Origin of the sequence: Serratia sp. CY32780 (genome assembly GCF_052169135.1) — a bacterium.
In the GTDB taxonomy this organism is placed as follows: Bacteria; Pseudomonadota; Gammaproteobacteria; order Enterobacterales; family Enterobacteriaceae; genus Serratia; species Serratia sarumanii.
Genome location: NZ_JBJNLI010000004.1, coordinates 23,824 through 49,658, shown reverse-complemented (window position 1 = coordinate 49,658; position 25,835 = coordinate 23,824). Strand labels below are relative to the sequence as shown.

Here is a 25,835-nt window from a genome sequence, read left to right as displayed (position 1 = left end):
CGGAGCCGTAGAGGTTAACAAAAAGTTGCCCCTATTCTACCGGTGACGGGCTTCGGGGGGAACGGTAAAACTTTGTTGTCTGATTTCACACTGGAAAGCGTGCCGGATGCGTGTTGCTGCGCGAGGGAAAGTGATAGACTCGGCGGATTATTGTCAGCATATATCCTTCAGGTATGTAGGGTAAGCGAGCCTTCGGTACGGAGTAGAGTCATAACATGGCAAAAGATAAGAAACGTGGGTTTTTCTCCTGGCTGGGGTTTGGCCAGAAGGAAAAGGAAGAAGAGCAACAGCAACCTGAGCAGCCGGTAGAGCAGGCGGAGCCTCAGGCCGCGGAGACGCCGGCTGAACCGGCCACCGCCAAGCTGGATGACAAGCTCCCCGCCCAGGAATCTGAACCTGCCGCCTCCGTCGACACCCCGGGAGAGTGGGATAGCGGCCAGGCCGGCGAACCCATCGCGGAAAACCTGCCGGCGGCGGCCGAACACCCGACGGCGCAAGCGTTGGCCGAAGAGATTGTCAGCGTGACCGAGCAGGTAGTGGCGCAGCAGCAGCCGGTCGTCGAGCCCGAGCCGGTGGTTGAGCCCGAGCCGGTCGTTGAACCCGAGCCAGTTGTTGAGCCTGAGCCGGTGGTTGAACCTGAGCCGGTCGTTGAGCCTGAGCCGGTCGTTGAGCCTGAGCCGGTCGTTGAACCCGAGCCGGTTGTCGAGCCCGAGCCAGTTGTTGAGCCTGAGCCGGTCGTTGAACCCGAGCCGGTCGTTGAGCCCGAGCCGGTTGTCGAGCCAGAGCCGGTCGTTGAACCTGAGCCAGTTGTTGAGCCTGAGCCGGTTGTCGAGCCTGAGCCGGTCGTTGAACCCGAGCCGGTTGTCGAGCCCGAGCCGGTTGTTGAGCCCGAGCCAGCCGCTGAGCCCGAGCCGGTCGTCGAACCAGAATCGGAGCCGGAAGAAGAAGCGCCGCTTGAACCTGTGGTGCCGGCCGCTGCGCAAGAGCAGGAGCGGCCGACCAAAGAGGGTTTCTTCGCTCGCCTGAAGCGCAGCCTGCTGAAAACCAAGCAAAACCTCGGCTCCGGCTTTATGGGGCTGTTCCGCGGTAAAAAGATCGACGACGACCTGTTCGACGAGTTGGAAGAACAGCTGCTGATCGCCGATGTCGGCGTGGAGACCACGCGCAAGATCATCACCTCCCTGACCCAGCACGCCAGCCGCAAGCAGCTGAAAGACGCCGAAGCGCTGTATGGCAAGCTGAAGGAGGAAATGTCCGAAATTCTGGCCAAGGTCGATCAGCCGCTGGATGTCAGCGGGAAAACCCCGTATGTCATTCTGATGGTCGGCGTGAACGGCGTGGGTAAAACCACCACCATCGGCAAGCTGGCGCGCCAATTCCAGTCGGAAGGCAAGTCGGTGATGCTGGCGGCGGGGGATACTTTCCGCGCCGCGGCGGTGGAGCAGCTGCAGGTGTGGGGCGAACGCAACCGCATTCCGGTGGTGGCGCAGCATACCGGGGCGGATTCCGCTTCGGTGATCTTCGATGCGGTGCAGGCCGCCAAGGCGCGCGGCATCGATGTCTTGATCGCCGATACCGCCGGCCGTCTGCAGAACAAATCGCACCTGATGGAAGAGCTGAAGAAGATCGTCCGCGTCATGAAAAAACTGGACGACCAGGCCCCCCATGAGGTTATGCTGACGCTCGATGCCAGCACCGGCCAGAATGCGGTCAGCCAGGCGAAATTATTTAATGAGGCCGTGGGCTTAACCGGCATCACGCTGACTAAACTGGACGGTACCGCCAAGGGCGGGGTGATCTTCGCCATCGCCGATCAGTTCGGTATCCCGATTCGCTATATCGGCGTCGGGGAAGGCATCGAAGATTTGCGGCCGTTTAAGGCTGACGATTTTATTGAGGCACTTTTTGCCCGAGAGGATTAATACGGATGATTCGCTTTGAACAGGTCAGTAAAGCTTATCTGGGCGGACGGCAAGCGCTGCAGGGGGTCGATTTCCATCTGCGCCCGGCGGAAATGGCGTTTCTGACCGGCCATTCCGGCGCGGGGAAAAGTACCCTGCTGAAACTGATTTGTGGTATCGAACGGCCCAGCGCCGGCCACATCTGGTTTGGCGGCCACGACATCAGTCGTTTGAAAAACCGCGAGGTGCCGTTCCTGCGTCGGCAGATCGGCATGATCTTCCAAGATCACCACCTGCTGCTGGATCGCACGGTGTATGACAATGTGGCGATGCCGCTGATCATCGCCGGCGCCAGTACCGAAGACATCCGCCGCCGCGTCTCCGCCGCGCTGGACAAGGTCGGTTTGCTGGATAAAGCGAAGAACTTCCCGATTCAACTGTCCGGCGGTGAGCAGCAGCGCGTGGGCATCGCCCGTGCGGTGGTGAACAAGCCGGCGGTGTTGCTGGCGGATGAACCGACCGGCAACCTGGACGACGCGCTGTCGGAAGGCATTCTGCGCCTGTTTGAAGAATTCAACCGCGTCGGCGTCACCGTATTAATGGCGACGCACGACACCGGGCTTATCGCCCGCCGCAATTACCGCATCCTGACGCTGAGCCAGGGCCGCATGCAAGGGGGCGCTCACCATGGCCAATAACGCAAAAACCGCCAAGAGCAAGGCGCTGCGCGGCGGCTGGCGCGAACAGTGGCGTTACGCCTGGATGAACGCCATCAAAGACATGCTGCGCCAGCCGTTGGCGACGCTGTTGACGGTGATGGTGATCGCCATCTCCCTGACGCTGCCGAGCGTGTGCTACATCGTGTGGAAAAACGTCAGCACCGCGGCCAGCCAGTGGTACCCGACGCCGCAGCTGACGGTCTACCTGGATAAATCGCTCGACGACGACGCGGCGCTGAAAGTACTCGACGCCATCAAGGCGGAAGCCGGCGTGGAGAAGGTGAATTACCTGTCGCGTGAAGAAGCGCGCGGCGAGTTCCGCAACTGGTCGGGCTTTGGCGGTGCGTTGGACATGTTGGAAGAGAACCCGTTGCCGGCGGTGGCGATCGTTACGCCGAAGATGAGCTTCCAGAGTTCGGATACCCTCAACACCCTGCGCGATCGCGTGGCGGCGGTGCAGGGCGTGGAAGAAGTGCGTATGGATGACAGCTGGTTTGCCCGCCTGGCGGCGCTGACCGGGTTGGCGGGCCAGATCGCGGCGATCATCGGCGTGCTGATGATCGTGGCGGTGTTCCTGGTGATCGGTAACAGCGTGCGTCTGAGCATCTTCAGCCGCCGCGACACCATCAACGTGATGAAGCTGATCGGCGCCACCGACGGTTTTATCCTGCGGCCGTTCCTTAACGGCGGGGCGATGCTCGGCTTTGCCGGCGCGCTGCTGTCGCTGGTGCTGTCCGGCGCGCTGGTGTGGCAGCTGGAGTCAGTGGTCGCCGGGGTGGCCAAGGTGTTCGGCACCACCTTCACCCTGCACGGGCTGGGCTGGGACGAGGCGCTGTTGCTGCTGATCATCTCCGCGATGATCGGTTGGATCGCCGCCTGGCTGGCGACGGTGCAACATTTACGCCGATTTACACCACAGTAAGATTTTTTTGGTATACTCTTCTCCTGCTGCTTTTGATCGCGTTGCGGGAGAAGAGTGACCTCAAGCGAAGTCAGCACAACACCTCTCTTCTTAGCGCACAAATTCCCTATCGGCCTGCACTCTCGTCACGTATTGTCAGCAACAATGCTTGCAAAAAAGGGTGAACTTTTAGGGCGGAGTACGGTCAAAAATTGCAGCAAATGTTAAGGTGCCCGGCGTGTGGAACCGCTTTTGCTTCAGCAACTGCCGTAGAATCAATCATTTCCCCGCTGTAATAATCACCTGCATGATTTTGTATTCTCATAGAGAGGGTTTGAATGACCAAAGAAATGCAAACTTTAGCCTTAGTACCCCAAGGTAGCTTGGAAGCCTATATCCGGGCAGCCAACGCCTATCCGATGCTGACGGCAGAGGAAGAGCGGGAGCTGGCTGAACGGCTGCATTATCAGGGCGATCTGGATGCCGCTAAGCAGCTCATCCTGTCTCACCTGCGCTTTGTCGCTCATATTGCCCGCAACTATTCAGGCTATGGTCTGCCACAGGCGGATCTGATTCAGGAAGGCAATATCGGCCTGATGAAAGCCGTTCGCCGCTTCAACCCTGAAGTCGGCGTGCGTCTGGTTTCCTTTGCGGTGCATTGGATTAAGGCGGAAATCCACGAGTACGTATTGCGCAACTGGCGCATCGTGAAAGTGGCGACCACCAAAGCGCAGCGCAAGCTGTTCTTTAACCTGCGCAAAACCAAACAGCGTTTGGGCTGGTTCAACCAGGACGAAGTGGAACTGGTGGCCCGCGAGCTGGGCGTAACCAGCAAAGACGTGCGCGAGATGGAGTCTCGCATGGCGGCGCAGGACATGACGTTCGATCCGACTCCGGACGACGAGGCCCGCGATGGCCAGTCGATGGCGCCGGTGCTGTACCTGCAGGACAAGAGCTCAGACTTCGCTGAAGGCATTGAGGAAGATAACTGGGAAAGCAACGCCGCAGACAAACTGGCCTATGCGCTGGAAGGTCTGGACGAGCGCAGCCAGCATATCATCCGCGCCCGCTGGCTCGACGACGACAACAAGTCGACGCTGCAGGAGCTGGCCGATCAGTACGGCGTTTCCGCCGAACGCGTGCGCCAGCTGGAAAAGAACGCCATGAAGAAATTGAAAATGGCGATCGAAGCCTGAGTCGATGCGATATTCGAAAAAAAAGCCCGGCAAGCCGGGCTTTTTCATGCCTGAAATTCGGCGTTATGGCGCCACGGCGGTAAAGTCCGGCGCCGGGCAGTCGTAGCCGAATTTCGCCGCCCACGGGTAGCGAGTGCCGGTGTTAATGTAGCGTTGATAAAGCGCCCGGCCGGTCTTGGCGTCGCGCTTGATAACCCAGCTGGCGGCGTTACACAGCACGGCGGCATAGGCCTGGCTTTTCGGCGGCAGCAGATCGGCCGCCTGTTGCGCCAGCCCCACTGCCTGCCAGCGATAGTGCAGGAAACGGTTGTCCTGCGCCGGCAGCGCCGCCTTGGCGCGCGCCGCTTCTGCGCTGTCGATCCAGCTTTTATGCTTCAGCTCGCGAGTATCGAACGCATCCCCCAGATAGGAATAACCGGCGCCATAGATGGCGTAGTCCGGCGTCATCTCATAGCCGGTAAACTCCAGCCCCTGGGCGCGCAGCAGGTTGGCCGCACGATAGTAAGCCTGCGCGCGCGCCAGCGGCGCGGCGGATTTGTCCTTGGCGGCCTTCAGCTCATCGGCGTACTGCTGCGCCGCTTGCCGGTAGTTAGGGATATCGAAATAGGCCTGGGCTTCCGCGGCCCGCCCGGCGCGCATCAAGCGCCGCGCCAGCAGTTCGCGCAGCTGCACTTCCGGCGTGATTTGCTGGCCACCACCGTAGTCGTCCGGGTTAACCGGCTTGAGCGGCGTCGTCGGCGCCGGGGCGTGCTTATCGACAAAGCCTTTCAACTCATCGACGGTCAGCACGCGCTCCGCCACGTCGGCCACGTCGGCCCAGTAGATCGCCTTGCCGCGATACAGCAGGTCCATCGCCTGCAGATAGTCGCCGCGGTTCAGCGCCAGAATAGCCTGTTCGCCGGCCACCCGGCACTCGGGGACGATGGTTTCCGCGACGAAGTCGGCGTTGCGCTGTTCGCCCCAGCTTTCGTCGGCGGGGAACGCGCTTGCCGCCTTGGCGTAGGCGGCGGTGGCGGCTTTCACGTCGCCGTCGCGCAGCGCCATTTTGGCGCGCAGCCACCACGCCAGGCCGCTGTCGCCGGCGTTTTTCAGCAGGCTCGCCGCCATCGGGTACTGCCCGGAACGGTAGGCCAATGCCGCCAGCCGATCGCTGCCGGCGAAGCCGCTTTTCACCGTGCCGTCCAGCAGCGTCAGGATCTGGCTGATGATCTGGGCAGAGCGGCCGTTGCCGTCGGTATCCGCCATTTGCAGATTGCCGCTGCGGGCGAACAGCTCAATGGTCACCAGCTGCTGGATCAACGGATCGCCGATCACCTGCTTCAGCGTTTCCAGATGGTCGGGATTGACCAGGTAGCTGGAGACGTACTGCAGCGACTGCCCGCCGCTCGGATCGCCCTGCGCCGCCTGCTGTGCGTACAGGTGGGCAGCGGGGGCGACGTCACCCAGCCACAGGTGGATGCGCGCCTGCTGCCCGAGGCTGCTCAGCGCCAGCTGGTCGGGATCGGCGGTGCCGCTTTTCACCCGATCGATTACCTGCTGGAACGCCGCCAGCGCCTGTTCAAGTTCGGCTTTAGGCGGATGCTCGGCGGCGGGGGCCGCTTCACCCGATTCATTCACCGGCGTACCGTGGTCAGCCATCAACACCCGCCCAAGCGAATACTGCGCCCGCAGCCCCCAGTCGCCCTGTTCGGCGGCCGGGAGCTTCAGCACCTGCTGGAAATAGTCTGTGGCGCGCGGATCATGGCTGGCGAAAGCGACGGCGCCCAGTTGATAAAAGCGTGCAGCGTTGGACAACCCCTGCGTATTGACGGCGTCAGCCTCTTCCACCGTTTTGGCGGCGCGCATTTTGCCGATCGCCACCGTTTCCGGCGATTGCGGCATCGGTTTCGGCGGCATCGGCGGCGGCGGGGCTTGCCAGCGCGGCAGCTGTTTATCCGCCGGCACCAGCCGGCCGGCTTCGAAGGCGAAATTGCCCTCCGGCATATACAGCAGGGTGCCGTTGCGGTCGATCAGCAGCCGGTTAGGGAAATCCGGGCCGCAGGCATAGCCGCTCAGCGGCAGCGCCAGCGCGGCGCCGATCAGCATGGCCAGCGGAAGAAGGCGGCGGGTGTTCCGTGCCGCGCGCGTATCAAGGTGTGACAAGGGTGCCTCCTGGCGTCAGTTGTTGGCAGCGCAGCCAGCCCAACGGCCGGGATTGCCCGGCGCGGAGCTGATCGCCGCTGATGCGAATAAAGCGTTGCCGCTGCGGTGCGGATTCCAGCCGGTAGTTGCCGACCGCGTCCGCCGCCAGGCAGTCGTCGGCGCGGATGGCCACCTCTTGCGGCAGCGGGGCGTCCACCGGCCCGTTGTTATGAATTATCAGATCATACAGCCCGTTTTGCTGTGGCTGAGGCCTAAATTTTATCTGCCAGTCGACGTTCAGCGGCTGCCGTTCGATCACCGCTCGCAGCGTGGCGAGCGACCAGGCGCGCCGATCGTCCGCCAGCGGCAAGCGGAACCAGATAATGCCGCGCAGCCGGGGCGGCGTTTGCTGCGCCAGCGTCTGCAGAAAATCGGCGATCTGCTGCGGCGCGACCGTCAGCTCGCGGCCGTTGCCCGCCACGCGCAGCGAGGACTCGCTCTCCACCTGCGCGCCCTGCGCATCAAACCCCAGCAGCGCCATGCCGTAGGCCGGCAGCGCGACGCGAAACGGCTTCGGTGTGACGGAGGCGTACTGCCGCACCCAGCGCAGCGCCAAGGAGCCGTCAAACAGCCCCTGCTGCGGCGAGAGCACCGCATGTACCTGCAGGACGGAGCTGTCGGCCTGTTGCAGTACGCCGGGCAGGTCGGGCGAGCCGATCCAGGCCGGCAGGGCGGTGATGCCGAGCTGCAAAGCGGCGGGCAGCCGTTGGCGCAGCTGCTGCAGAAAGCGTTGGTAGTCCGGCAGGCGGGCGGTGGCGGCGTCATGATCGATCTCGACGCCGGTGACGGGCAGCCCGGCCGCCTGCCAGCGTTGGGTGAGCGCCAGCAGGCGCTGGATAATGGCCTCTTGGTCCAGCTGCGGCAGCTGGCCGTCGAGGCGCGCCACCAGCCAGAGCGGGCGGCCGTCCTGCCGCAGCAGGTTGAGATCGGCCGGGATCTCCCGCCAGCCCTCGCGCGGATGTACCTGCAGCGCCAGCACGCGCAGCCCACTGAACAGATCGCGGCTGTGCGCCAGCGCATCGGCGTGCTGCGGCGTCCAGACCCGCTGCCAGATATAAACCTGCTGATCCCAGCCTGAGGCCAGGCGCAGCGCCTGCTGGCGCCCGAGGAGCGCGGCCGCCAGCCCCAGCGCAATCAAGACCAGCGCCGCCAGCCGGCGTTTCATTTTTGCCAGAGTTCGCCCTGCGGTGCGAAGCCGCAGGCGCGCATGAAGTTATCGACTTCCCCGCGTTCGCGCGGCGCCAGGCCGGCGGTCGACAGCTGCCAGTGGGCGATCTGCGGCAGCTGACGCTGCGCATCCTGCACCAGGTAAAGACCGACGCCGCGGCGGCGCGTCACTTCGCGTACCAGCAGGTCCTGCAGCTCGGCGCGGTCGTTCTGCAGCGCGATTTTCACCGCCCCCAGCAGCCGCTCGTTGAAGCGGGCGGCGAACAGCGCCTTGCCGTCGCTCAGCCAGCTCTGCCACTGTTCCGGCTGCTGGTGCGGCCAAATTTTGCCGAGGTCGATAAGGTCTTGCGGGGACAGCGCGGTCAGGCGCTCGATGGTCAGTTTCATGCAGAATTTCCGCGCAGCTAAATGATGCCGACAGTGTAATAGATCTTGTGCAGAGCGTTGTGTAAGTTTTTCTGTACGATTACTGTGCAATATGTTTTTTGCACGGGGCATTTTCCGAGTAAATAGTTAGTAAACGGATTGTTAACCAGCACAACGCACTACGCCTCAAGGTAAAGAGCGCAGATTTAATTCGAATTTTATCCTGTTTACACCGCTTGTTTCTGCCTGATGAAGTTGATTTGCAGAAGAAAATTCCTGTTTAATGGCATGAAAAATAAAGTCTTATTAGAAAATAATGCCGACAAAGCGCCTAAATCATTATTACTTATAACAAAAGCGGTCAATAACGATCCGGTGCAGGCAAACACAACAGGTACGTTCACAACGACAGATGGGGATTTGCGGATGAAATTAACAACAGGTAAGGCACTGCTGGCGGGTTGTATTGCGATGGCCATGAGCCAGGCGGCCATGGCGAAAGACATCAAGGTGGCGATCGTCGGGGCGATGTCCGGTCCGGTCGCGCAGTATGGCGACATGGAGTTTACCGGCGCGCGCCAGGCGATTGCCGACATCAACGCCAAGGGCGGCATCAAGGGCGACAAGCTGGTCGGCGTGGAATACGACGACGCCTGCGACCCGAAACAGGCGGTTGCGGTCGCCAACAAGGTGATCAACGACGGCATTCGCTACGTGATCGGCCACCTGTGCTCCTCGTCCACCCAGCCGGCGTCCGATATTTATGAAGACGAAGGCGTGATCATGATTACCCCGGCGGCCACCAACGCCGATCTGACCACCCGCGGCTACAAGATGATCATGCGCACCACCGGCCTGGACTCGGATCAGGGCCCGACCGCCGCCAAATACATCCTCAGCGACATCAAGCCGAAGCGCATCGCCGTGGTGCACGACAAGCAGCAATATGGCGAAGGCCTGGCGCGCTCGGTGCGCGACAGCCTGAAAAAACAGGGCACCGAAGTGGCGATGTTTGAAGGCATCACCGCCGGCGACAAAGACTTCTCCACCCTGGTGGCGCGCCTGAAGAAAGAGAATATCGACTTCGTGTATTTCGGCGGTTACTACCCGGAAATGGGCCAGATCCTGCGTCAGGCCAAGCAGGCTGGGTTGACCACCCGCTTCATGGGGCCGGAAGGCGTGGGCAACTCCTCGCTGTCCAACATCGCCGGGGCCGCTTCGGAAGGCATGCTGGTGACGCTGCCGAAGCGCTACGATCAGGTGCCTGCCAACCAGCCGATCGTCGATGCGTTGAAAGCCAAGAAGCTGGATCCGACCGGCCCGTTCGTCTGGACCACCTATGCCGCGCTGCAGTCGCTGACCACCGGCATGGAGCGCAGCGGCAGCCAGGAGCCGGCGGACATCGTCAAGGATCTGAAAACCGGCAAGCCGGTGGAGACCGTGATGGGGCCGCTGAGCTGGGATGACAAGGGCGATCTGAAAGGCTTCGAGTTCGGCGTGTTCGAGTGGCATGCCAACGGCACGTCCACACCGATCAAATAAGCCATAATGATTAGGGTGGGGCGCGGCTCGCTGCGCCCGGCGGGTCGGCTTGCCGGCCCCGTCTCCCTTTACCCGCCGGTTCTCCGCCGGCGGGTTTCGCAGCCAAGGGTTCAGAGTATGTCAGAGCAACTCCTCTATTTTCTGCAGCAGATGTTCAACGGCTTAACGTTGGGCAGCACCTATGCATTGATCGCCATCGGTTACACCATGGTTTACGGCATCATCGGCATGATCAACTTCGCCCACGGCGAGGTGTACATGATCGGCAGCTATGTCTCCTTTATCGTGATCGCCGCCCTGATGATGCTCGGCATCGACGTCGGCTGGTTGCTGATCGGCGCCGCGTTTCTGGTCTCGATCGTCATCGCCAGCGCCTACGGCTGGAGCATCGAGCGGGTGGCCTACAAGCCGGTGCGCAACTCCAAGCGCCTGATTGCGCTGATCTCGGCCATCGGCATGTCGATATTCCTGCAAAACTACGTCAGCCTGACGCAGGGCTCACGCGATCTGGCGCTGCCCAGCCTGGTGACCGGCCAGTGGGTGCTGGGGGAAAGCAATGGCTTCGCCGCCACCATCAGCACCATGCAGCTGACCATCTGGCTCGTGACCTTCCTGGCGATGCTGGCGCTGACGCTGTTTATCCGCTATTCGCGCATGGGCCGCGCCTGCCGCGCCTGTGCGGAAGACCTGAAGATGGCCAGCCTGCTGGGCATCAACACTGACCGGGTGATCTCGCTGACCTTCGTCATCGGGGCGGTGATGGCGGCGGTGGCCGGGGTGTTGCTCGGCCAGTTCTACGGCGTCATCAACCCCTACATCGGCTTTATGGCCGGCATGAAAGCCTTCACCGCCGCGGTTCTGGGCGGCATCGGCAGCATTCCCGGCGCGATGATCGGCGGCCTGGTGCTGGGCGTGGCGGAAGCGCTGACCTCCGCCTATCTCAGCACCGAATACAAAGACGTGGTGTCGTTCGCGTTGCTGATCGTGGTGCTGCTGATCATGCCGACCGGCATCCTCGGGCGTCCGGAGGTTGAGAAAGTATGAAACTCAATCTGCTCAATGCGCTGATCGCCACGGCGGTGCTGTTCGTGATGGCGTCGTTCCTGATGGGCATGCAGCTTAGCCTGGACGGCACCAAGCTGGTGGTGCACGGCGCGGCGGAAGTGCGCTGGATGTGGATCGGCATCGGCTGCGTCATCGTCTTTTTCTTCCAGCTGTTGCGCCCGCTGCTGCAGCAGGGATTGAAAAAAGTCTCCGGCCCGGCGTTCGTGCTGCCGAGCTTCGACGGCACCACGCCGCGGCAAAAGCTGCTGGCGGCTCTGCTCATCGTCGCGGCGGTCGCCTGGCCGTTCCTGGTATCGCGCGGCACGGTGGATATCGCCACCCTGACGCTGATCTACGTGATGCTGGGCCTCGGCCTCAACGTGGTGGTGGGCTTGTCCGGCTTGCTGGTGCTCGGCTACGGTGGTTTCTACGCCATCGGCGCTTACACCTACGCGCTGCTGAATCACTATTACGGCCTCGGCTTCTGGGAGAGCCTGCCGCTGGCGGGCATCGTCACCGCCGCCTTCGGCTTCCTGCTCGGTTTCCCGGTGCTGCGGCTGCGCGGCGACTATCTGGCGATCGTGACGCTCGGCTTCGGTGAGATCGTGCGCATCCTGCTACTGAACAATACCGAGATCACCGGCGGGCCGAACGGCATCAGCCAGATCCCGAAACCGACCTTTTTCGGCCTGGAGTTCAACCGCAGCGTGCGCGACGGCGGTTGGGATACCTTCCATAACTTCTTCGGCCTGAAATACGATCCGAGCGATCGCATCATATTCCTGTATCTGGTGGCGCTGCTGCTGGTGGTGCTGACGCTGTTCGTCATCAACCGCCTGCTGCGCATGCCGCTCGGGCGCGCCTGGGAAGCGCTGCGCGAAGACGAGATCGCCTGCCGCTCGCTGGGCCTCAGCCCGACGCGCATCAAGCTGACCGCCTTTACCATCAGCGCCGCTTTCGCCGGGTTTGCCGGCACGCTGTTCGCCGCGCGCCAAGGCTTCGTCAGCCCGGAATCTTTCACCTTCGTCGAATCGGCCTTCGTGTTGGCGATCGTCGTACTGGGGGGCATGGGCTCGCAGTTCGCGGTCATTCTGGCGGCGATCCTGCTGGTGGTGTCGCGCGAACTGATGCGCGATCTGAATGAATACAGCATGTTGCTGCTGGGTGCGCTGATGGTGTTGATGATGATTTGGCGGCCGCAGGGGCTGCTGCCGATGAAACGGCCGCAGCTGAAGCTGCAGGCGGCGGACATTCACGCGGGCAAGGGGGAGCAGGCATGAGCGTTCAACCTTTGCTGCAGGTGGAGGGCCTGTCGATGCGTTTCGGCGGGCTGCTGGCGGTCAACAACGTGGCGTTGACGCTGAACGAAGGCGAAATCGTGTCGCTGATCGGCCCCAACGGCGCCGGTAAGACCACGGTGTTCAACTGCCTGACCGGTTTTTACCGCCCGACCGGCGGCACCATCAAATTGCGCGATCGCCACCTGGAAGGGCTGGCGGGGCAGGCCATCGCCCGCATGGGCGTGGTGCGCACCTTCCAGCACGTGCGGCTGTTCCGTGAAATGACGGTGATCGAGAACCTGCTGGTGGCGCAGCATCAGCACCTGAAAAGCGGCGTGTTTGCCGGGCTGTTGAAAACCCCGGCCTTCCGCCGCGCCGAAGCCGACGCGCTGACGCACGCGGCGGAGTGGCTGGAGCGCGTCGGCCTGCTGGAGATGGCCAACCGTTCGGCGGGCAACCTGGCCTATGGGCAGCAGCGGCGGCTGGAGATCGCCCGCTGCATGGTGACCCGGCCGGAGCTGCTGATGCTGGACGAACCGGCCGCCGGCCTCAACCCGAAAGAGACCGACGAACTGGATCACCTGATCGTCGAGCTGCGCGATCGGCATAAGGTATCGGTGCTGCTGATCGAGCACGACATGAAGCTGGTGATGGGCATTTCCGACCGCATTTACGTGGTGAATCAGGGCACGCCGCTGGCGCAGGGCACACCGGCGGAGATCCGCAGCAACCCGGACGTGATCCGGGCTTATTTGGGCGAAGAATAATATGTTGTCATTCAATCAGGTATCCGCCCATTACGGCAAAATTCAGGCGCTGCATCAGGTCAGCCTCACGATAAGCCAGGGCGAAATCGTGACGTTAATCGGCGCCAACGGCGCCGGTAAAACCACGCTGCTCGGCACCCTGTGCGGCGAACCGCGCGCCAGCGAAGGCAGCATCGTCTTTCAGGATCAGGACATCACCCAGTGGCAAACCTCGCGCATCATGCGCGAAGCGGTGGCGATCGTGCCGGAAGGGCGGCGCGTCTTCTCGCGCATGACGGTGGAAGAAAACCTGGCGATGGGCGGCTTCTTCGCCGATCGCCGGCAGTATCAACAGCGCATCGAACGGGTGTTCACTCTGTTCCCGCGCCTGCTGGAGCGCCGAAACCAGCGCGCCGGCACCATGTCCGGCGGCGAACAGCAGATGTTGGCCATCGGCCGCGCGCTGATGAGCCAGCCGAAGCTGCTGCTGCTCGACGAGCCCTCGCTCGGGCTGGCGCCGATCATCATCCAGCAGATCTTCGACATCATTCAGCAGCTGCGGGAAGAGGGCATGACCATCTTCCTGGTGGAGCAAAACGCCAATCAGGCGCTGAAATTGGCGGACCGCGGTTATGTGCTGGAAAACGGCCGCGTGGTGTTGGAAGATACGGGGGCTGCATTGTTAGCCAACGAAGCAGTGAGGTCGGCGTATCTGGGCGGTTAATCCGCCCCCCTACGAATTAAAATAATCAGGTACGAGAAGAAGAAATGAAGACAGAAGGGTTACTCGCGCAGCGCATCGTTAACGTAAAAAGTTCGGCCATCCGTGAATTGCTTAAACACAGCAAGATGGAACACGTCATTTCGCTGGCGGGCGGCATCCCCTCTGATGCGCTGTTCGATTTCGAAGGATTGAGCATCGCCACCCAGCAGGCGATCACCGAACAGCCGAAAAGCGCGTTCCAGTATGGCCTGACCGAGGGCAGCCCGCTGCTGCGTGAGCGCATTTGCGCGCTGTGCGCCGAGCGCGGCGTCACCGCGCGCGCGGAAGAGGTGATGGTCACCGCCGGCTCGCAGCAGGCATTGGATTTGGTGATGCGCGCCATCGTCAACCCCGGCGACGTGTTCGTGGTGGAGCGCCCGACCTACCTGGCGGCGCTGCAAACGCTGGAGCTGGCGGAAGCCAACATCATGTCGGTCTCGTCAGACAGCGACGGTATGGTGGTGGAAGAGCTGGCCGAGCTGCTGAAAACCCAGCGCATCAAGGGCGTGTACGTGGTGCCGAATTTCGGCAATCCCAGCGGCATCACCCTGAGCGCCGCGCGCCGCGAACTGCTGGTGAAACTGGCCGCTGAACATAACTTCCTGATCATCGAAGACGATCCGTACGGCGAGCTGCGTTTCACCGAAGAGCGCCACCCGACGCTGCATCAGGTGTCGCAGCGGGTGCTGGGCAACACCGACCACATCATTTATACCTCGACCTTCTCCAAGATCCTGGCGCCGGGTCTGCGGTTGGGCTGGGCGATCCTGCCGCCGTTCCTGCTGCATAAAGTGGCGATCATCAAGCAGGCGGCGGATCTGCACGCCAGCGCGCTGTCGCAGAGCATCGTCGAATGCTACCTCGGCCTGGATCGCCTACCGGCGCAGATCGACAAGATCCGCGCCGCCTACAAACAGAAGGGCGAGATTCTGGCCGGATTGGTGGAGCAGGAGCTGGGCGACTACATCACCTTCGATAAGCCGAAGGGCGGCATGTTCCTGTGGGCGCGTTTCCGCCAGCCGTTCAACGCCACCGAATGGCTGAATACCACGTTGCAGCAGGGCGTGGTGTTCGTGCCGGGGGAATACTTCTTCTCCGACAACTCGGATCGTTCGACCTTCCGCCTGTCGTTCGCCACCGCCACCGAGCAACAAATGCAGGAAGCGGTGGCGCGCCTGCGCCGTTCGCTGTAATCCCCGCGGCGGCGGAGCGCATGCCCGCCGCCGACATCAAACTGCCATCTTCACTTCACTCTCCTGTCACATGGCTGTCACTTTTTAGTTATTTTTCTGTCATCCGCGCATGGCATGTTAGCTTCCGAACAAAAAACTGATTCTTTTCGCTCACGCGCTTTTACACCAGCTTTTTTCAGGAGTTAGGCATGCTCACCTACGCTATTCGCAAAACCACGCTGTGCGTCGCATTGACCCTGGCGGTCAGCACTCAGGCGCTGGCGGCGACCGAGATCCCGTTCTGGCATTCGATGGAAGGCGAACTGGGTAAGGAAGTGGACTCCCTGGCGGATCGCTTCAACCAGTCGCACAGCGACGTCAAGATTGTGCCGGTTTACAAAGGCAACTACGAACAGAGCCTGGCGGCGGGCATCGCCGCTTACCGCTCCGGCAAGGCGCCGGCGATCCTGCAGGTTTACGAGGTGGGCACCGCCACCATGATGGCCAGCAAGGCCATCAAACCGGTCTATGAAGTGTTTAAAGAGGCCGGCATCAACTTCGACGAGTCGGTGTTCGTGCCGACGGTAGCCGGCTATTACACCGACAACAAGAGCGGCCATCTGCTGTCGCAGCCGTTCAACAGCTCTACGCCGGTGCTGTACTACAATAAAGACGCCTTCAAGAAGGCCGGCCTGAACCCGGATCAGCCGCCGAAAACCTGGCAGGAGCTGGCGGCGGATACCGCCAAACTGCGTGAGGCCGGCATGAAGTGCGGCTACGCCAGCGGTTGGCAGGGCTGGATCCAGCTGGAGAACTTCAGCGCCTGGCACGGCGTGCCGTTCGCCAGCGAAAACAACGGTTTCGGCGGCACCAACGCCAAGCTGGAGTTCAACAAGCCGCTGCAGGTCAAGCATATCGCGCTGCTCGAAGCGATGAACAAGAAGGGTGATTTCACCTACTTCGGCCGCAAAGACGAATCCACCGAGAAGTTTTATAACGGCGACTGCGCCATCACCACCGCGTCATCCGGTTCGCTGGCGGACATCAAGCACTACGCCAAATTCAACTACGGCGTCGGCATGATGCCGTACGACGCCGACGCGAAAAACGCGCCGCAGAACGCCATCATCGGCGGGGCCAGCCTGTGGGTGATGAACGGTAAAGACGCCGCCACCTACAAGGGCGTGGCCGAGTTCCTGCAGTACCTGGCGCAGCCAGAAATCGCCGCCGAATGGCACCAGAAGACCGGTTATCTGCCGATCACCACCGCGGCTTACGATCTGACCAAGCAGCAGGGCTTCTACGACAAGAACCCGGGCGCCGACGTCGCCACTCGCCAGATGCTGAACAAGCCGCCGTTGCCGTTCACCAAGGGCCTGCGCCTCGGCAACATGCCGCAGATCCGCAGCGTGGTGGATGAGGAGCTGGAAGGCGTATGGACCGGCAAGAAAACGCCTCAGCAGGCGTTGGACGCCGCCGTGCAGCGCGGTGACGTGCTGCTGCGCCGTTTCGAAGCATCGACCAAGTAACCCTGCGTCGCGGGCCCGTCCGATCGGGCTCGCGTCTTCACGCCGATCCTTCCGTACCCGATTAATGGTTTAACTGCTATGTCATCTTCCCGTCCCGGTTTCGGCTGCAGCTGGTTGCCCTATGCGTTGGTGCTGCCGCAGCTGCTGATTACCGCCGTCTTCTTTTTATGGCCCGCCGGCGAGGCGCTGTGGTATTCGGTGCAGAGCCTCGATCCGTTCGGCCTGTCCAGCCAGTTTGTTGGGCTGGATAACTTTAAGCAGCTGTTTCAGGATCCTTACTACCTCGACTCGTTCTACACCACGCTGATCTTCAGCTTCCTGGTGGCGGGCATCGGGCTGGCGGTTTCGCTGTTCTTCGCCGCGCTGGTGGACTACGTGCTGCGCGGCAGCCGGCTCTATCGCACGCTGATGATCCTGCCCTATGCGGTGGCGCCGGCGGTGGCGGCGGTGCTGTGGATCTTTCTGTTCAACCCCGGCCTGGGATTGATCACCCATTTCCTCAACGGGCTGGGCTATAACTGGAACCATGCGCAAAACAGCGGCCAGGCGATGTTCCTGGTGGTGCTGGCCTCGGTATGGCAGCAGATAAGCTATAACTTCCTGTTTTTCCTCGCGGCGCTGCAGTCGATCCCGCGCTCGCTGGTGGAGGCGGCGGCCATCGACGGCGCCGGCCCGGTGCGGCGTTTCTTCCATCTGGTGCTGCCGCTGATCGCGCCGGTGAGCTTCTTCCTGCTGGTGGTCAATCTGGTGTACGCCTTCTTCGATACCTTCCCGGTGATCGACGCCGCCACCGGCGGCGGGCCGGTGCAGTCCACCACCACGTTGATCTACAAGATCTACCGCGAAGGCTTCGCCGGATTGGATCTCTCCAGCTCTGCCGCGCAGTCGGTGATCCTGATGCTGCTGGTGATCGGCCTGACGGTGATCCAGTTCCGCTTCGTTGAACGTAAGGTGCGCTATCAATGATTGAGAATCGACGCGGGCTGGATATCTTCAGCCATGTGATGCTGATTATCGGCGTGCTGGTGGTGCTGTTCCCGCTGTACGTGGCCTTTGTCGCCGCCACGCTGGACGACAAGCAGGTGTTTCAGGTGCCGATGACGCTGGTGCCCGGCGGCCACCTGTGGGAAAACATCCGCAATATCTGGCAGGGCGGCGTGGGCAACCTCAAGGTGCCGTTCTCGCTGCTGCTGCTGAACAGCGTGATCATGGCGCTGGCGATCACCTTCGGCAAGATCGCGGTGTCGGTGCTGTCGGCTTACGCCATCGTGTACTTCCGCTTCCCGCTGCGCAGCCTGTTCTTCTGGCTGATTTTCCTCACCCTGATGCTGCCGGTGGAGGTGCGTATCTTCCCGACGGTGGAGGTGATCTCCAACCTCAACCTGCTGGACAGCTACACCGGCCTGACGCTGCCGCTGATGGCCTCGGCCACCGCGACCTTCCTGCTGCGCCAGTTCTTCATGACGCTGCCGGATGAGCTGCTGGAGGCGGCGCGCATCGACGGCGCCGGGCCGATGCGTTTCTTTTGGGACATCGTGCTGCCGCTGTCGAAAACCAATCTGGCGGCGCTGTTCGTCATCACCTTTATCTACGGCTGGAACCAATACCTGTGGCCGATCCTGATCACCAGCGACGCCTCGATGGGCACCGCGGTGGCGGGCATCAAGAGCATGATCTCCACCTCCGGCGCGCCGACCCAGTGGAACCAGGTGATGGCGGCGATGATTCTGACTTTATTGCCACCGCTGGCGGTGGTGCTTCTGATGCAGCGCTGGTTTGTGCGCGGTCTGGTTGATAGCGAGAAATAACGACGATGGCAGGATTAAAACTACAGGCGGTCACCAAGTCTTACGACGGTAAAACGCCGGTGATCAAACAGATCGACCTCGACGTGGCGGACGGCGAATTCATCGTGATGGTCGGCCCGTCCGGCTGCGGCAAATCCACGCTGCTGCGGATGGTGGCCGGGCTGGAACGCACCACCAGTGGTGATATCTATATCGATACCCGGCGCGTGACCGATCTGGAGCCCAAGGATCGCGGCATCGCGATGGTGTTCCAGAACTACGCGCTTTATCCGCACATGAGCGTATACGACAACATGGCCTACGGCCTCAAGATCCGCGGTTTCGGCAAGGATCATATCCGCCAGCGGGTGGAAGAAGCGGCACGGATCCTGGAGCTGGAGCCGCTGCTCAAACGCAAACCGCGCGAGCTTTCCGGCGGCCAGCGCCAGCGCGTGGCGATGGGGCGCGCCATCGTGCGCGAACCGGCGGTATTCCTGTTCGATGAGCCGCTGTCCAACCTGGACGCCAAGCTACGGGTGCAGATGCGCCTGGAGCTGCAACAGCTGCATCGTCGTCTGAAAACCACCAGCCTGTACGTGACCCACGATCAGGTGGAGGCGATGACGTTGGCGCAGCGGGTCATCGTGATGAACAAGGGCGTGGCGGAGCAGATCGGCACCCCGAGCGAAGTGTACCAACGGCCGGCTTCGCTGTTCGTCGCCGGCTTTATCGGATCGCCGGCGATGAACCTGCTGCCAGGCACCCTGAGCGCCGACGGCGGCCAGCTGCTGCTGGCGGACGGCATGGCGCTGCCGTTGCCGGTGGCCAAACCGCAGTGGGCGGGGCGGCCGTTGACGTTGGGCATTCGGCCGGAGCATATTCAGTTGGTGGCGCAAGGCCAGGGCGTGCCGCTGCAGCTGCAGACGCTGGAGCTGCTGGGGGCCGATAATCTGGCGCACGGCCAGTGGGGCGGCCACGGGGTGATCGTGCGGCTATCGCATGAAACCTTGCCGGCGGCGGGCAGTACGCTATATTTGCAGCTGCCTGCTCAGGCGCTGCACTTCTTTGACACCGACAGCGGATTACGGATGGATTGATGACCAGACATTGGCCTTACCCTCATATTGTCGCCCACCGCGGCGGCGGTTCTCTGGCGCCGGAAAACACCCTGGCGGCGATCGACGTTGGCGCGCGCCACGGCCACAAGATGATCGAGTTCGACGCCAAGCTGGCGCAGGACGGGCAAATTTTCCTGCTGCACGACGACACGCTGGATCGCACCAGCAACGGCTGGGGCGTGGCGGGCGAGCTGCCGTGGGACAAACTGGTGCAGCTGGACGCCGGCAACTGGTACAGCTCGGCCTTCAAGGGCGAGCGGCTGCCGCTGCTGTCGGAGGTGGCGGAACGCTGCCAGGAACACGGCCTGATGGCCAATATCGAGATCAAACCGACCACCGGCAGCGACGATGAAACCGGCCGGGTGGTGGCGCTGGCGGCGCGGCTGCTGTGGCAAGGGCAGACCGATCCGCTGCTTTCCTCCTTCTCGGTGGACGCGCTGGCGGCGGCGCAGCGCACCGTGCCGGATTTGCCGCGCGGCCTGCTGCTGGAGGACTGGGACGACAACTGGCGCGAGCTGACCGAACGCCTGGATTGCGTCTCGCTGCATATCGATCACAAAGCGCTGACCGCCGAGCGGGTAAAAGCGTTGAAAGACGCCGGGCTGCGCATTCTGGTGTATACCGTCAACCAACCGGATCGCGCGCGCCTGCTGCTCGACTGGGGCGTTGACTGCATTTGCACCGACCGGATAGATTTGATCGGCCCGGATTTTTAATCCGGCGCCGATGAATCCCGCGACGACAAGCCTTGCCGCCGCACCACCGGAAGGAATGCGATGCCTGGCTTTATGATGTCACTGTGGCACCAGATCGTGCTGTCTTTACCGCTGTTTGTGCTGATCGCGTTGGGTTATGGGCTGATTCGCTGGGGGAAATGGCCTGCCGGCATCACCGATGGCCTGACGCGCTTCGTGTTTTCCCTCGCCTTGCCCGCCATGCTGTTTCGCATGATGTGCGACTTCTCGCAGCGCCCGGCGGTTGACGCCCGGCTGCTGATCGCGTTTTTCGGCAGTTGCCTGATCGTGTTCGTGCTCGGCCGTCTCGTCGCCCGGCACCTCTTTCGGCTGGATGGCGTCGCCGGATCGGTGTTTGCGCTGGGCGGCATTTTCTCCAATAACGTGATGCTCGGCTTGCCGATCGCCAGCGTGATGCTGGGGGAGGCGGCGATCCCGTCGGTGGCGCTGGTACTGGTGTTCAACGGCCTGATCCTGTGGACGCTGGTGACGGTGTCGATCGAATGGGCGCGCAACGGCTCGCCGACGCTGAGCGGCTTCGCCAAAACCGCGCGCAGCGTGCTGACCAATCCGCTGATCGTCGGCATTCTGTCCGGCACCCTGTTCAGCCTGACCGGCCTGCCGCTGCCGGCCTTCGTCGATCGGCCGATCAGCATGCTCGGCCAGGTGGCAGCGCCGCTGTCGCTGGTGGTGCTGGGCATGGGGCTTGCCGAGTACCGCATCGGCGAAGGCTGGCGGCTGAGCAGCGCCATCTGCGTGCTGAAACTGCTGGTGCAGCCATTAGTGATTTGGCTGCTGGCCTGGATGATGGATCTGCCGCCGATGGAGACCCGGGTTGTGGTGCTGCTGGGCTCGATGGCGGTGGGGGTGAACGTCTACCTGATGTCGCGCCAGTTCAATACGCTCACCGGCCCGGCCGCCACCAGCCTGGTGATGTCCACCGTGCTGGCGGCGATCACTACGCCGCTGATCCTCACCGTTATGGGCGTGCGGGCGTAGCCGGCATCGGCGCCTGCGGCACCGCCGGCGCGGTGCGATTGAACGGATCGCGCGGCTGGTTGCCGTTGGGCAGCAGCTGCCCGCCGTTCGGCGTGGTTTGCAACAGCTGCTGCCGTTGATTGTCGAACTGCCGTTGCTGCTGCAGGCGGCGTTGATCCATCTGCCGATTGTTCAACAGGCGCTGTTGCTGAGCCTGTTGGCTGTTTTGGTTGAGCAACTGCTGCTGTGAGCGCAGGTCGGTTACGCCGTTGGCCGCCGCAGCCAGGCCGGGCAGCCACAGCAGAACAAACAGGATGTGAGAAGTTTTCATGATGGTTACCTCGCCTTTTTATTAAGCCTAACCCAACGGTGAAATTTTGCCGGTAGTTTGTCTTTTGTTCAGATGTAAACCGCCTTTTCGCCAACGCGGCGCGCATCTTCCGTTACAATCGCCCTTTCGGTCTTTTTAGGGTGAACCCATCGTGCTGCTTTTGGTTATAACCACCATCCTGTGGGCGTTTTCTTTCAGCCTGATTGGCGAGTACCTGGCGGGCCAGGTCGACAGCGGGTTCTCGGCGCTGGTGCGCATCGGTCTGGCGGCGTTGGTGTTCCTGCCGTTTCTGCGCTGGCGCAATATCAAGCCCAGGGTGATCCTGCTGTATATGCTGGTGGGCGCTTTCCAACTGGGCATCATGTACCTGTTCAGCTTCCGCGCCTATCTCTACCTGACGGTGCCCGAATTCCTGCTGTTCACCGTGCTGACGCCGCTGTACATCACCTTGATCTACGATTTGCTGAGCGGCCGACGCCTGCGTTGGGGCTACGTATTCAGCGCGCTGCTGGCGGTGCTGGGCGCGGCGATCATCCGCTATCACCAGCTGAGCGAACACTTTTGGTGGGGGCTGCTGTTGGTGCAGGCGGCGAATATCAGCTTCGCCATCGGCATGGTCGGCTATAAGCGCCTGATGGAGGTGCACCCCTTGCCGCAGCACACCGCATTTTCCTGGTTCTACCTGGGGGCGGCGGTGGTGGCGGTGGTGGCCTGGTTCCTGTGGGGCAATCCGCAGCAGCTGCCGACCACCAATCTGCAGTGGGGCGTGTTGATCTGGCTGGGCGTGGTGGCATCGGGGCTGGGCTACTTTATGTGGAACTATGGTGCGACGCAGGTGGATGCCGGCACGCTCGGCATCATGAACAACATGCATGTGCCGGCCGGTTTGTTGGTCAACCTGGCCATCTGGCAACAGCAGCCGCATTGGCCGAGCTTTATCATTGGCGGGGCGGTGATCGTCGCTTCGCTGTGGGTGCACCGGCGCTGGGTGGCGCCGAAACGGCTCGGCTAAGCGGGCGGGCCACCCGGCACGTTTATACGTCGGCCGTCAACGCTTTGGCGCCGGCGGCGCCAGGGCGTGCCGCGTCGCGCACAAACGGCAGATGATCGCAGGCGTGCTGGCGGGCCGAGCGGATAAAGGCTTCGGTCACCGCCTGGCGCTGTTCGCCGTCGCGCACGGCGGCATACAGGCGGCTCCACAGGCCGTCACCCAGGGTTTTGGTCACTATCAGCCCCTGCTGTTCGAAACTTTCCACCACCCAGTGCGGCAGCGCCGCAATCCCCATCCGCGCGGATACCATCTGGATCAGCAGCAGCGTGTTATCGACGTTCTTCAACGCCGGGCTAACGCCCGCCGGCTGCAGAAAATGCCGCCAGATATCCAGCCGCTGGCGCTGCACCGGGTAAATCAACAGCGTTTCGTCACTCAAGTCTTCCGGCTCGATGTGCGGCTTGCCGGCCAGCGGATGATCCGGCGCCAGCACCAGGCGTACCTCGAAATCAAACATCGGTGAATAGTGCAGGCCGCTGCGCGGCAGAATATCCGACGTCATCACCAGATCCAGCTCGCCCTGTTGCAAGGCCGGCTGCGGATCGAAAGTCACGCCGGAAGTAAAGTCCATCACCACCTGCGGGAAACGCCGGCGGAAGTTGTCCAGCGCCGGCGTCAGCCACTGAATGCAGCTGTGGCATTCGATGGCGATGCGCAGCGTGGTCTGATGCGGCTCGTGGCAGGCCTGCAGCGCCTGCTGGATCTGCGGCAGCACCTGCTCCGCCAGCTGCAGCAGGATCTCGCCCTGGGCGGTGAAGCGCAGGGGCTGGCTCTTGCGCACGAACAGCTTGAAGCCCAGACGTTGCTCAAGATCGCTGAACTGGTGCGACAGGGCAGACTGCGTCTGATGAAGTTGGGCCGCCGCCCCCGCCAACGAACCGCTGTTGCGCAGGGCCTGCAGCGTCCGTAAATGTTTCAGTTCGATCATGAGAGTCCTTCACATTGACAGTGAATAAATTGCGCTTGTGGTTAATACAGTACCTGCTGATTATGGATGTGTAAACATCTGGACGGCTAAATGGGGAATATGACGATGGCAATTTTGAATCACACACTGGGTTTTCCTCGCGTTGGGCTACGACGTGAGCTGAAAAAAGCTCAGGAAAGCTACTGGGCCGGCAACTCAACGCAGGAAGAGCTGTTGGCGGTTGGCCGCGAGCTGCGCGCTCGTCATTGGCAACAGCAACAGCAGGCCGGGGTGGATTTGGTGCCGGTCGGCGATTTCGCCTGGTACGATCATGTGTTGACCACCAGCCTGCTGCTGGGCAACGTGCCGGCGCGCCATCAGAATGCGGATGGCACGATCGATCTGGACACGCTGTTTCGCATCGGCCGTGGCCGCGCACCGACCGGCGAGCCGGCGGCCGCGGCGGAAATGACCAAATGGTTCAACACCAACTATCACTACATGGTGCCCGAATTCCAGCAAGGCCAGCAGTTCAAGCTGGGCTGGACTCAGTTGCTGGACGAAGTGGACGAAGCGCTGGCGCTCGGCCATCGCATCAAGCCGGTGCTGCTGGGCCCGGTGACCTATCTGTGGCTGGGTAAGGTGAAGGGCGAGGCGTTCGACCGCCTGTCGCTGCTGAAAGACATCCTGCCGGTTTACCAACAGGTGCTGGCCGAGCTGGCGAAACGTGGCGTCGAGTGGGTGCAAATTGATGAGCCTGCGCTGGTGCTGGAACTGCCGCAAGCCTGGCTGGATGCGTTCAAACCGGCTTACGACGCGCTGCAGGGGCAGGTGAAGCTGCTGCTGACCACGTATTTCGACAGCGTCGGCCACAACCTCGATACCGTCCGCACGCTGCCGGTGCAGGGGCTGCATGTCGATCTGGTCGCCGGCCATGACGATATCGCCGCGCTGAGCGCCGCATTGCCGCAAGACTGGCTGCTGTCGCTGGGGGTAATCAACGGGCGCAACGTCTGGCGCGCCGATCTGAGCCGCTGGTTCGAACGTCTGCAGCCGCTGGTGGGCAGCCGCCCACTGTGGATCGGCAGCTCCTGTTCACTGCTGCACAGCCCGATCGATCTGAGCGTGGAAAGCCGTCTGGACGAAGAAGTGAAAAGCTGGTTCGCCTTCGCGCTGCAAAAATGCGCCGAGCTGGCGCTGTTGAGCTCGGCGCTGAACGCGCCTGACGCGACGAAACGGGCCGAACTGGACGCCTACAGCGCGCCGATCCGCGCCCGCCGTCAGTCGAGCCGCGTGCACAACCCACAGGTCGAGCGCCGCCTGGCGGCGATCACCGCGCAGGACAGCGAACGCCACAGCGCTTACGCCGAGCGCGCCAGGGCGCAGCGCGAACGTTTCAACCTGCCGGCCTGGCCGACCACCACCATCGGTTCGTTCCCGCAGACCACCGAGATCCGTGGCCTGCGTCTGGACTTCAAACAGGGCCGTTTGGACGGCAACAACTACCGCACCAGCATCGGTGAGCACATCAAACAGGCGATCGTCGAGCAGGAGCGCCTCGGACTGGACGTGCTGGTGCACGGTGAAGCCGAGCGCAACGATATGGTGGAGTATTTCGGCGAGAACCTGGACGGCTTCGTGTTTACCCAGAATGGCTGGGTGCAGAGCTACGGCTCCCGCTGCGTGAAGCCGCCGGTGATCATCGGTGACGTCAGCCGCCCGGAAGCCATCACCGTCGAATGGGCCAAATTCGCCCAGTCGCTGACCGACAAGCCGGTGAAAGGCATGTTGACCGGGCCGGTGACCATCCTGTGCTGGTCGTTCCCGCGTGAAGACGTGACCCGCGAAGTGATTGCCAAGCAGATTGCGCTGGCGCTGCGCGATGAGGTGGAAGATCTGGAAAAAGCCGGCATCGGCATCATCCAGATCGACGAACCCGCGCTACGCGAAGGGCTGCCGCTGCGCCAATCCGACTGGGCGGCGTATCTGAACTGGGCGGTGGACGCCTTCAAACTGAACGCCGCCGTGGCGCGGGACGACACCCAGATCCACACCCACATGTGTTACTGCGAGTTCAACGACATCATGGACTCCATCGCCGCGCTGGACGCCGACGTGATCACCATCGAGACCTCGCGTTCCGATATGGATCTGCTGGAAGCCTTCAAAGAGTTCGAATACCCGAACGAAATCGGGCCGGGCGTCTACGATATCCACTCGCCGAACGTGCCGAGCGTGGAATGGATTGAAGCGCTGCTGCGTAAAGCGGCGCAGAACATCCCGGCGGAACGCCTGTGGGTTAACCCGGATTGCGGCCTGAAAACCCGCGGCTGGCCGGAAACCCGGCAGTCGCTGGCCAACATGGTATTGGCGGCACAGCGCCTGCGCGAGCAAGCGTGATGTCGTGCGGCGGATAAACCGC

At 62.2% G+C, this 25,835-nt stretch carries 23 protein-coding genes; 18 read left to right on the top strand and 5 right to left on the bottom strand.

Annotation, left to right across the window (positions count from 1 at the left end):
• The first annotated feature begins 215 nt into the window (after positions 1-215).
• The 4 genes from ftsY to rpoH all read left to right on the top strand — a co-directional run bounded on the left by ftsY (position 216) and on the right by rpoH (position 4,717).
• Positions 216-1,922, top strand: coding sequence for a signal recognition particle-docking protein FtsY (gene ftsY, locus ACJ8HH_RS18015; RefSeq protein WP_060451994.1), 1,707 nt, complete (start codon positions 216-218; stop codon positions 1,920-1,922).
• A gap of 5 nt (positions 1,923-1,927) precedes the next feature.
• Complete coding sequence (ftsE, locus tag ACJ8HH_RS18010) at positions 1,928-2,599, top strand: cell division ATP-binding protein FtsE (protein ID WP_004934337.1); 672 nt, start codon at positions 1,928-1,930, stop codon at positions 2,597-2,599.
• Positions 2,589-3,542 carry a permease-like cell division protein FtsX gene (ftsX, locus tag ACJ8HH_RS18005; protein WP_033636680.1) on the top strand — a complete coding sequence of 318 codons (954 nt, stop codon included), beginning with the start codon at positions 2,589-2,591 and terminating at the stop codon, positions 3,540-3,542. The genes ftsE and ftsX overlap by 11 nt, the downstream gene beginning before the upstream one ends.
• A gap of 317 nt (positions 3,543-3,859) precedes the next feature.
• Positions 3,860-4,717, top strand: a complete 858-nt coding sequence (rpoH, locus tag ACJ8HH_RS18000) for an RNA polymerase sigma factor RpoH (protein WP_004934345.1) — start codon at positions 3,860-3,862, stop codon at positions 4,715-4,717.
• Positions 4,718-4,780: 63 nt separating this feature from the next.
• Here rpoH and ACJ8HH_RS17995 read toward each other — a convergent pair whose 3' ends face one another.
• From ACJ8HH_RS17995 to panM, 3 genes are read right to left on the bottom strand one after another with little or no spacing between them, the layout of a single operon-like run.
• The gene (locus ACJ8HH_RS17995; RefSeq protein ID WP_154641090.1) at positions 4,781-6,802 is read right to left on the bottom strand and encodes a hypothetical protein; all 2,022 of its coding nucleotides are present in this window, start codon (positions 6,800-6,802) and stop codon (positions 4,781-4,783) included.
• Positions 6,803-6,845: 43 nt separating this feature from the next.
• Complete coding sequence (locus ACJ8HH_RS17990; RefSeq protein WP_060451996.1) at positions 6,846-8,063, bottom strand: DUF3142 domain-containing protein; 1,218 nt, start codon at positions 8,061-8,063, stop codon at positions 6,846-6,848.
• On the bottom strand, positions 8,060-8,452 hold the full coding sequence (gene panM, locus ACJ8HH_RS17985; RefSeq protein ID WP_041037176.1) for an aspartate 1-decarboxylase autocleavage activator PanM: 393 nt from the start codon (positions 8,450-8,452) through the stop codon (positions 8,060-8,062). Before panM ends, ACJ8HH_RS17990 begins: the two co-directional genes overlap by 4 nt.
• Positions 8,453-8,857: 405 nt before the next feature.
• On the opposite strand from panM, the gene ACJ8HH_RS17980 reads away from it, so the two are divergent.
• The 12 genes from ACJ8HH_RS17980 to ACJ8HH_RS17925 all read left to right on the top strand — a co-directional run bounded on the left by ACJ8HH_RS17980 (position 8,858) and on the right by ACJ8HH_RS17925 (position 21,145).
• The gene (locus ACJ8HH_RS17980; protein WP_033636684.1) at positions 8,858-9,973 is read left to right on the top strand and encodes a branched-chain amino acid ABC transporter substrate-binding protein; all 1,116 of its coding nucleotides are present in this window, start codon (positions 8,858-8,860) and stop codon (positions 9,971-9,973) included.
• A gap of 117 nt (positions 9,974-10,090) precedes the next feature.
• Positions 10,091-11,017 (top strand): high-affinity branched-chain amino acid ABC transporter permease LivH, encoded by a 927-nt coding sequence (gene livH / locus ACJ8HH_RS17975; protein ID WP_015376290.1) that lies wholly within the window; start codon positions 10,091-10,093, stop codon positions 11,015-11,017.
• Positions 11,014-12,297 (top strand): high-affinity branched-chain amino acid ABC transporter permease LivM, encoded by a 1,284-nt coding sequence (locus ACJ8HH_RS17970; protein ID WP_033636685.1) that lies wholly within the window; start codon positions 11,014-11,016, stop codon positions 12,295-12,297. Before livH ends, ACJ8HH_RS17970 begins: the two co-directional genes overlap by 4 nt.
• A complete protein-coding gene (gene livG / locus ACJ8HH_RS17965; protein ID WP_033649659.1) occupies positions 12,294-13,064 on the top strand; it encodes a high-affinity branched-chain amino acid ABC transporter ATP-binding protein LivG in 771 nt (256 codons plus the stop codon). Before ACJ8HH_RS17970 ends, livG begins: the two co-directional genes overlap by 4 nt.
• Before the next feature lies 1 nt (position 13,065).
• Complete coding sequence (gene livF / locus ACJ8HH_RS17960) at positions 13,066-13,767, top strand: high-affinity branched-chain amino acid ABC transporter ATP-binding protein LivF (protein ID WP_033636687.1); 702 nt, start codon at positions 13,066-13,068, stop codon at positions 13,765-13,767.
• Between the two features lie 44 nt (positions 13,768-13,811).
• Positions 13,812-14,999 (top strand): aminotransferase-like domain-containing protein, encoded by a 1,188-nt coding sequence (locus ACJ8HH_RS17955; RefSeq protein ID WP_060419861.1) that lies wholly within the window; start codon positions 13,812-13,814, stop codon positions 14,997-14,999.
• A gap of 188 nt (positions 15,000-15,187) precedes the next feature.
• Complete coding sequence (gene ugpB, locus ACJ8HH_RS17950) at positions 15,188-16,507, top strand: sn-glycerol-3-phosphate ABC transporter substrate-binding protein UgpB (RefSeq protein WP_033636688.1); 1,320 nt, start codon at positions 15,188-15,190, stop codon at positions 16,505-16,507.
• Positions 16,508-16,585: 78 nt separating this feature from the next.
• Complete coding sequence (ugpA, locus tag ACJ8HH_RS17945) at positions 16,586-17,473, top strand: sn-glycerol-3-phosphate ABC transporter permease UgpA (protein ID WP_015376293.1); 888 nt, start codon at positions 16,586-16,588, stop codon at positions 17,471-17,473.
• Positions 17,470-18,315: a sn-glycerol-3-phosphate ABC transporter permease UgpE gene (gene ugpE / locus ACJ8HH_RS17940; protein WP_019455301.1), complete on the top strand. Its 846-nt coding sequence runs from the start codon at positions 17,470-17,472 to the stop codon at positions 18,313-18,315. Before ugpA ends, ugpE begins: the two co-directional genes overlap by 4 nt.
• Before the next feature lie 5 nt (positions 18,316-18,320).
• Positions 18,321-19,391, top strand: a complete 1,071-nt coding sequence (locus ACJ8HH_RS17935; protein ID WP_033649662.1) for a sn-glycerol-3-phosphate import ATP-binding protein UgpC — start codon at positions 18,321-18,323, stop codon at positions 19,389-19,391.
• Entirely contained in the window at positions 19,391-20,128 is a 738-nt protein-coding gene (gene ugpQ, locus ACJ8HH_RS17930; protein ID WP_033649663.1) for a glycerophosphodiester phosphodiesterase, read from the top strand. Before ACJ8HH_RS17935 ends, ugpQ begins: the two co-directional genes overlap by 1 nt.
• A gap of 60 nt (positions 20,129-20,188) precedes the next feature.
• On the top strand, positions 20,189-21,145 hold the full coding sequence (locus tag ACJ8HH_RS17925; RefSeq protein WP_060426717.1) for an AEC family transporter: 957 nt from the start codon (positions 20,189-20,191) through the stop codon (positions 21,143-21,145).
• Here ACJ8HH_RS17925 and ACJ8HH_RS17920 read toward each other — a convergent pair.
• Positions 21,126-21,455 (bottom strand): hypothetical protein, encoded by a 330-nt coding sequence (locus ACJ8HH_RS17920; RefSeq protein WP_033649665.1) that lies wholly within the window; start codon positions 21,453-21,455, stop codon positions 21,126-21,128. The two genes, ACJ8HH_RS17925 and ACJ8HH_RS17920, sit on opposite strands and share 20 nt — an antisense overlap.
• Positions 21,456-21,606: 151 nt before the next feature.
• Here ACJ8HH_RS17920 and ACJ8HH_RS17915 point away from each other — a divergent pair, with 151 nt between their 5' ends.
• Positions 21,607-22,467 (top strand): carboxylate/amino acid/amine transporter, encoded by an 861-nt coding sequence (locus tag ACJ8HH_RS17915; protein ID WP_033649666.1) that lies wholly within the window; start codon positions 21,607-21,609, stop codon positions 22,465-22,467.
• 22 nt (positions 22,468-22,489) lie between these two features.
• Here ACJ8HH_RS17915 and metR read toward each other — a convergent pair whose 3' ends face one another.
• The gene (metR, locus tag ACJ8HH_RS17910; RefSeq protein ID WP_033649667.1) at positions 22,490-23,434 is read right to left on the bottom strand and encodes an HTH-type transcriptional regulator MetR; all 945 of its coding nucleotides are present in this window, start codon (positions 23,432-23,434) and stop codon (positions 22,490-22,492) included.
• Between the two features lie 90 nt (positions 23,435-23,524).
• Between metR and metE the strand changes: the two genes are divergently transcribed.
• Positions 23,525-25,813: a 5-methyltetrahydropteroyltriglutamate--homocysteine S-methyltransferase gene (metE, locus tag ACJ8HH_RS17905; protein ID WP_080281320.1), complete on the top strand. Its 2,289-nt coding sequence runs from the start codon at positions 23,525-23,527 to the stop codon at positions 25,811-25,813.
• Positions 25,814-25,835 lie beyond the last annotated feature (22 nt).

Excerpts from the sequence above, each read along its gene's own strand:
- ftsY (WP_060451994.1), top strand. The coding sequence starts at position 216 with ATGGCAAAAGATAAGAAACGTGGGTTTTTCTCCTGGCTGGGGTTTGGC.
- ftsE (WP_004934337.1), top strand. The coding sequence starts at position 1,928 with ATGATTCGCTTTGAACAGGTCAGTAAAGCTTATCTGGGCGGACGGCAA.
- ftsX (WP_033636680.1), top strand. The coding sequence starts at position 2,589 with ATGGCCAATAACGCAAAAACCGCCAAGAGCAAGGCGCTGCGCGGCGGC.
- rpoH (WP_004934345.1), top strand. The coding sequence starts at position 3,860 with ATGACCAAAGAAATGCAAACTTTAGCCTTAGTACCCCAAGGTAGCTTG.
- ACJ8HH_RS17995 (WP_154641090.1), bottom strand. The coding sequence starts at position 6,802 with ATGCTGATCGGCGCCGCGCTGGCGCTGCCGCTGAGCGGCTATGCCTGC.
- ACJ8HH_RS17990 (WP_060451996.1), bottom strand. The coding sequence starts at position 8,063 with ATGAAACGCCGGCTGGCGGCGCTGGTCTTGATTGCGCTGGGGCTGGCG.
- panM (WP_041037176.1), bottom strand. The coding sequence starts at position 8,452 with ATGAAACTGACCATCGAGCGCCTGACCGCGCTGTCCCCGCAAGACCTT.
- ACJ8HH_RS17980 (WP_033636684.1), top strand. The coding sequence starts at position 8,858 with ATGAAATTAACAACAGGTAAGGCACTGCTGGCGGGTTGTATTGCGATG.
- livH (WP_015376290.1), top strand. The coding sequence starts at position 10,091 with ATGTCAGAGCAACTCCTCTATTTTCTGCAGCAGATGTTCAACGGCTTA.
- ACJ8HH_RS17970 (WP_033636685.1), top strand. The coding sequence starts at position 11,014 with ATGAAACTCAATCTGCTCAATGCGCTGATCGCCACGGCGGTGCTGTTC.
- livG (WP_033649659.1), top strand. The coding sequence starts at position 12,294 with ATGAGCGTTCAACCTTTGCTGCAGGTGGAGGGCCTGTCGATGCGTTTC.
- livF (WP_033636687.1), top strand. The coding sequence starts at position 13,066 with ATGTTGTCATTCAATCAGGTATCCGCCCATTACGGCAAAATTCAGGCG.
- ACJ8HH_RS17955 (WP_060419861.1), top strand. The coding sequence starts at position 13,812 with ATGAAGACAGAAGGGTTACTCGCGCAGCGCATCGTTAACGTAAAAAGT.
- ugpB (WP_033636688.1), top strand. The coding sequence starts at position 15,188 with ATGCTCACCTACGCTATTCGCAAAACCACGCTGTGCGTCGCATTGACC.
- ugpA (WP_015376293.1), top strand. The coding sequence starts at position 16,586 with ATGTCATCTTCCCGTCCCGGTTTCGGCTGCAGCTGGTTGCCCTATGCG.
- ugpE (WP_019455301.1), top strand. The coding sequence starts at position 17,470 with ATGATTGAGAATCGACGCGGGCTGGATATCTTCAGCCATGTGATGCTG.
- ACJ8HH_RS17935 (WP_033649662.1), top strand. The coding sequence starts at position 18,321 with ATGGCAGGATTAAAACTACAGGCGGTCACCAAGTCTTACGACGGTAAA.
- ugpQ (WP_033649663.1), top strand. The coding sequence starts at position 19,391 with ATGACCAGACATTGGCCTTACCCTCATATTGTCGCCCACCGCGGCGGC.
- ACJ8HH_RS17925 (WP_060426717.1), top strand. The coding sequence starts at position 20,189 with ATGCCTGGCTTTATGATGTCACTGTGGCACCAGATCGTGCTGTCTTTA.
- ACJ8HH_RS17920 (WP_033649665.1), bottom strand. The coding sequence starts at position 21,455 with ATGAAAACTTCTCACATCCTGTTTGTTCTGCTGTGGCTGCCCGGCCTG.
- metR (WP_033649667.1), bottom strand. The coding sequence starts at position 23,434 with ATGATCGAACTGAAACATTTACGGACGCTGCAGGCCCTGCGCAACAGC.
- metE (WP_080281320.1), top strand. The coding sequence starts at position 23,525 with ATGGGGAATATGACGATGGCAATTTTGAATCACACACTGGGTTTTCCT.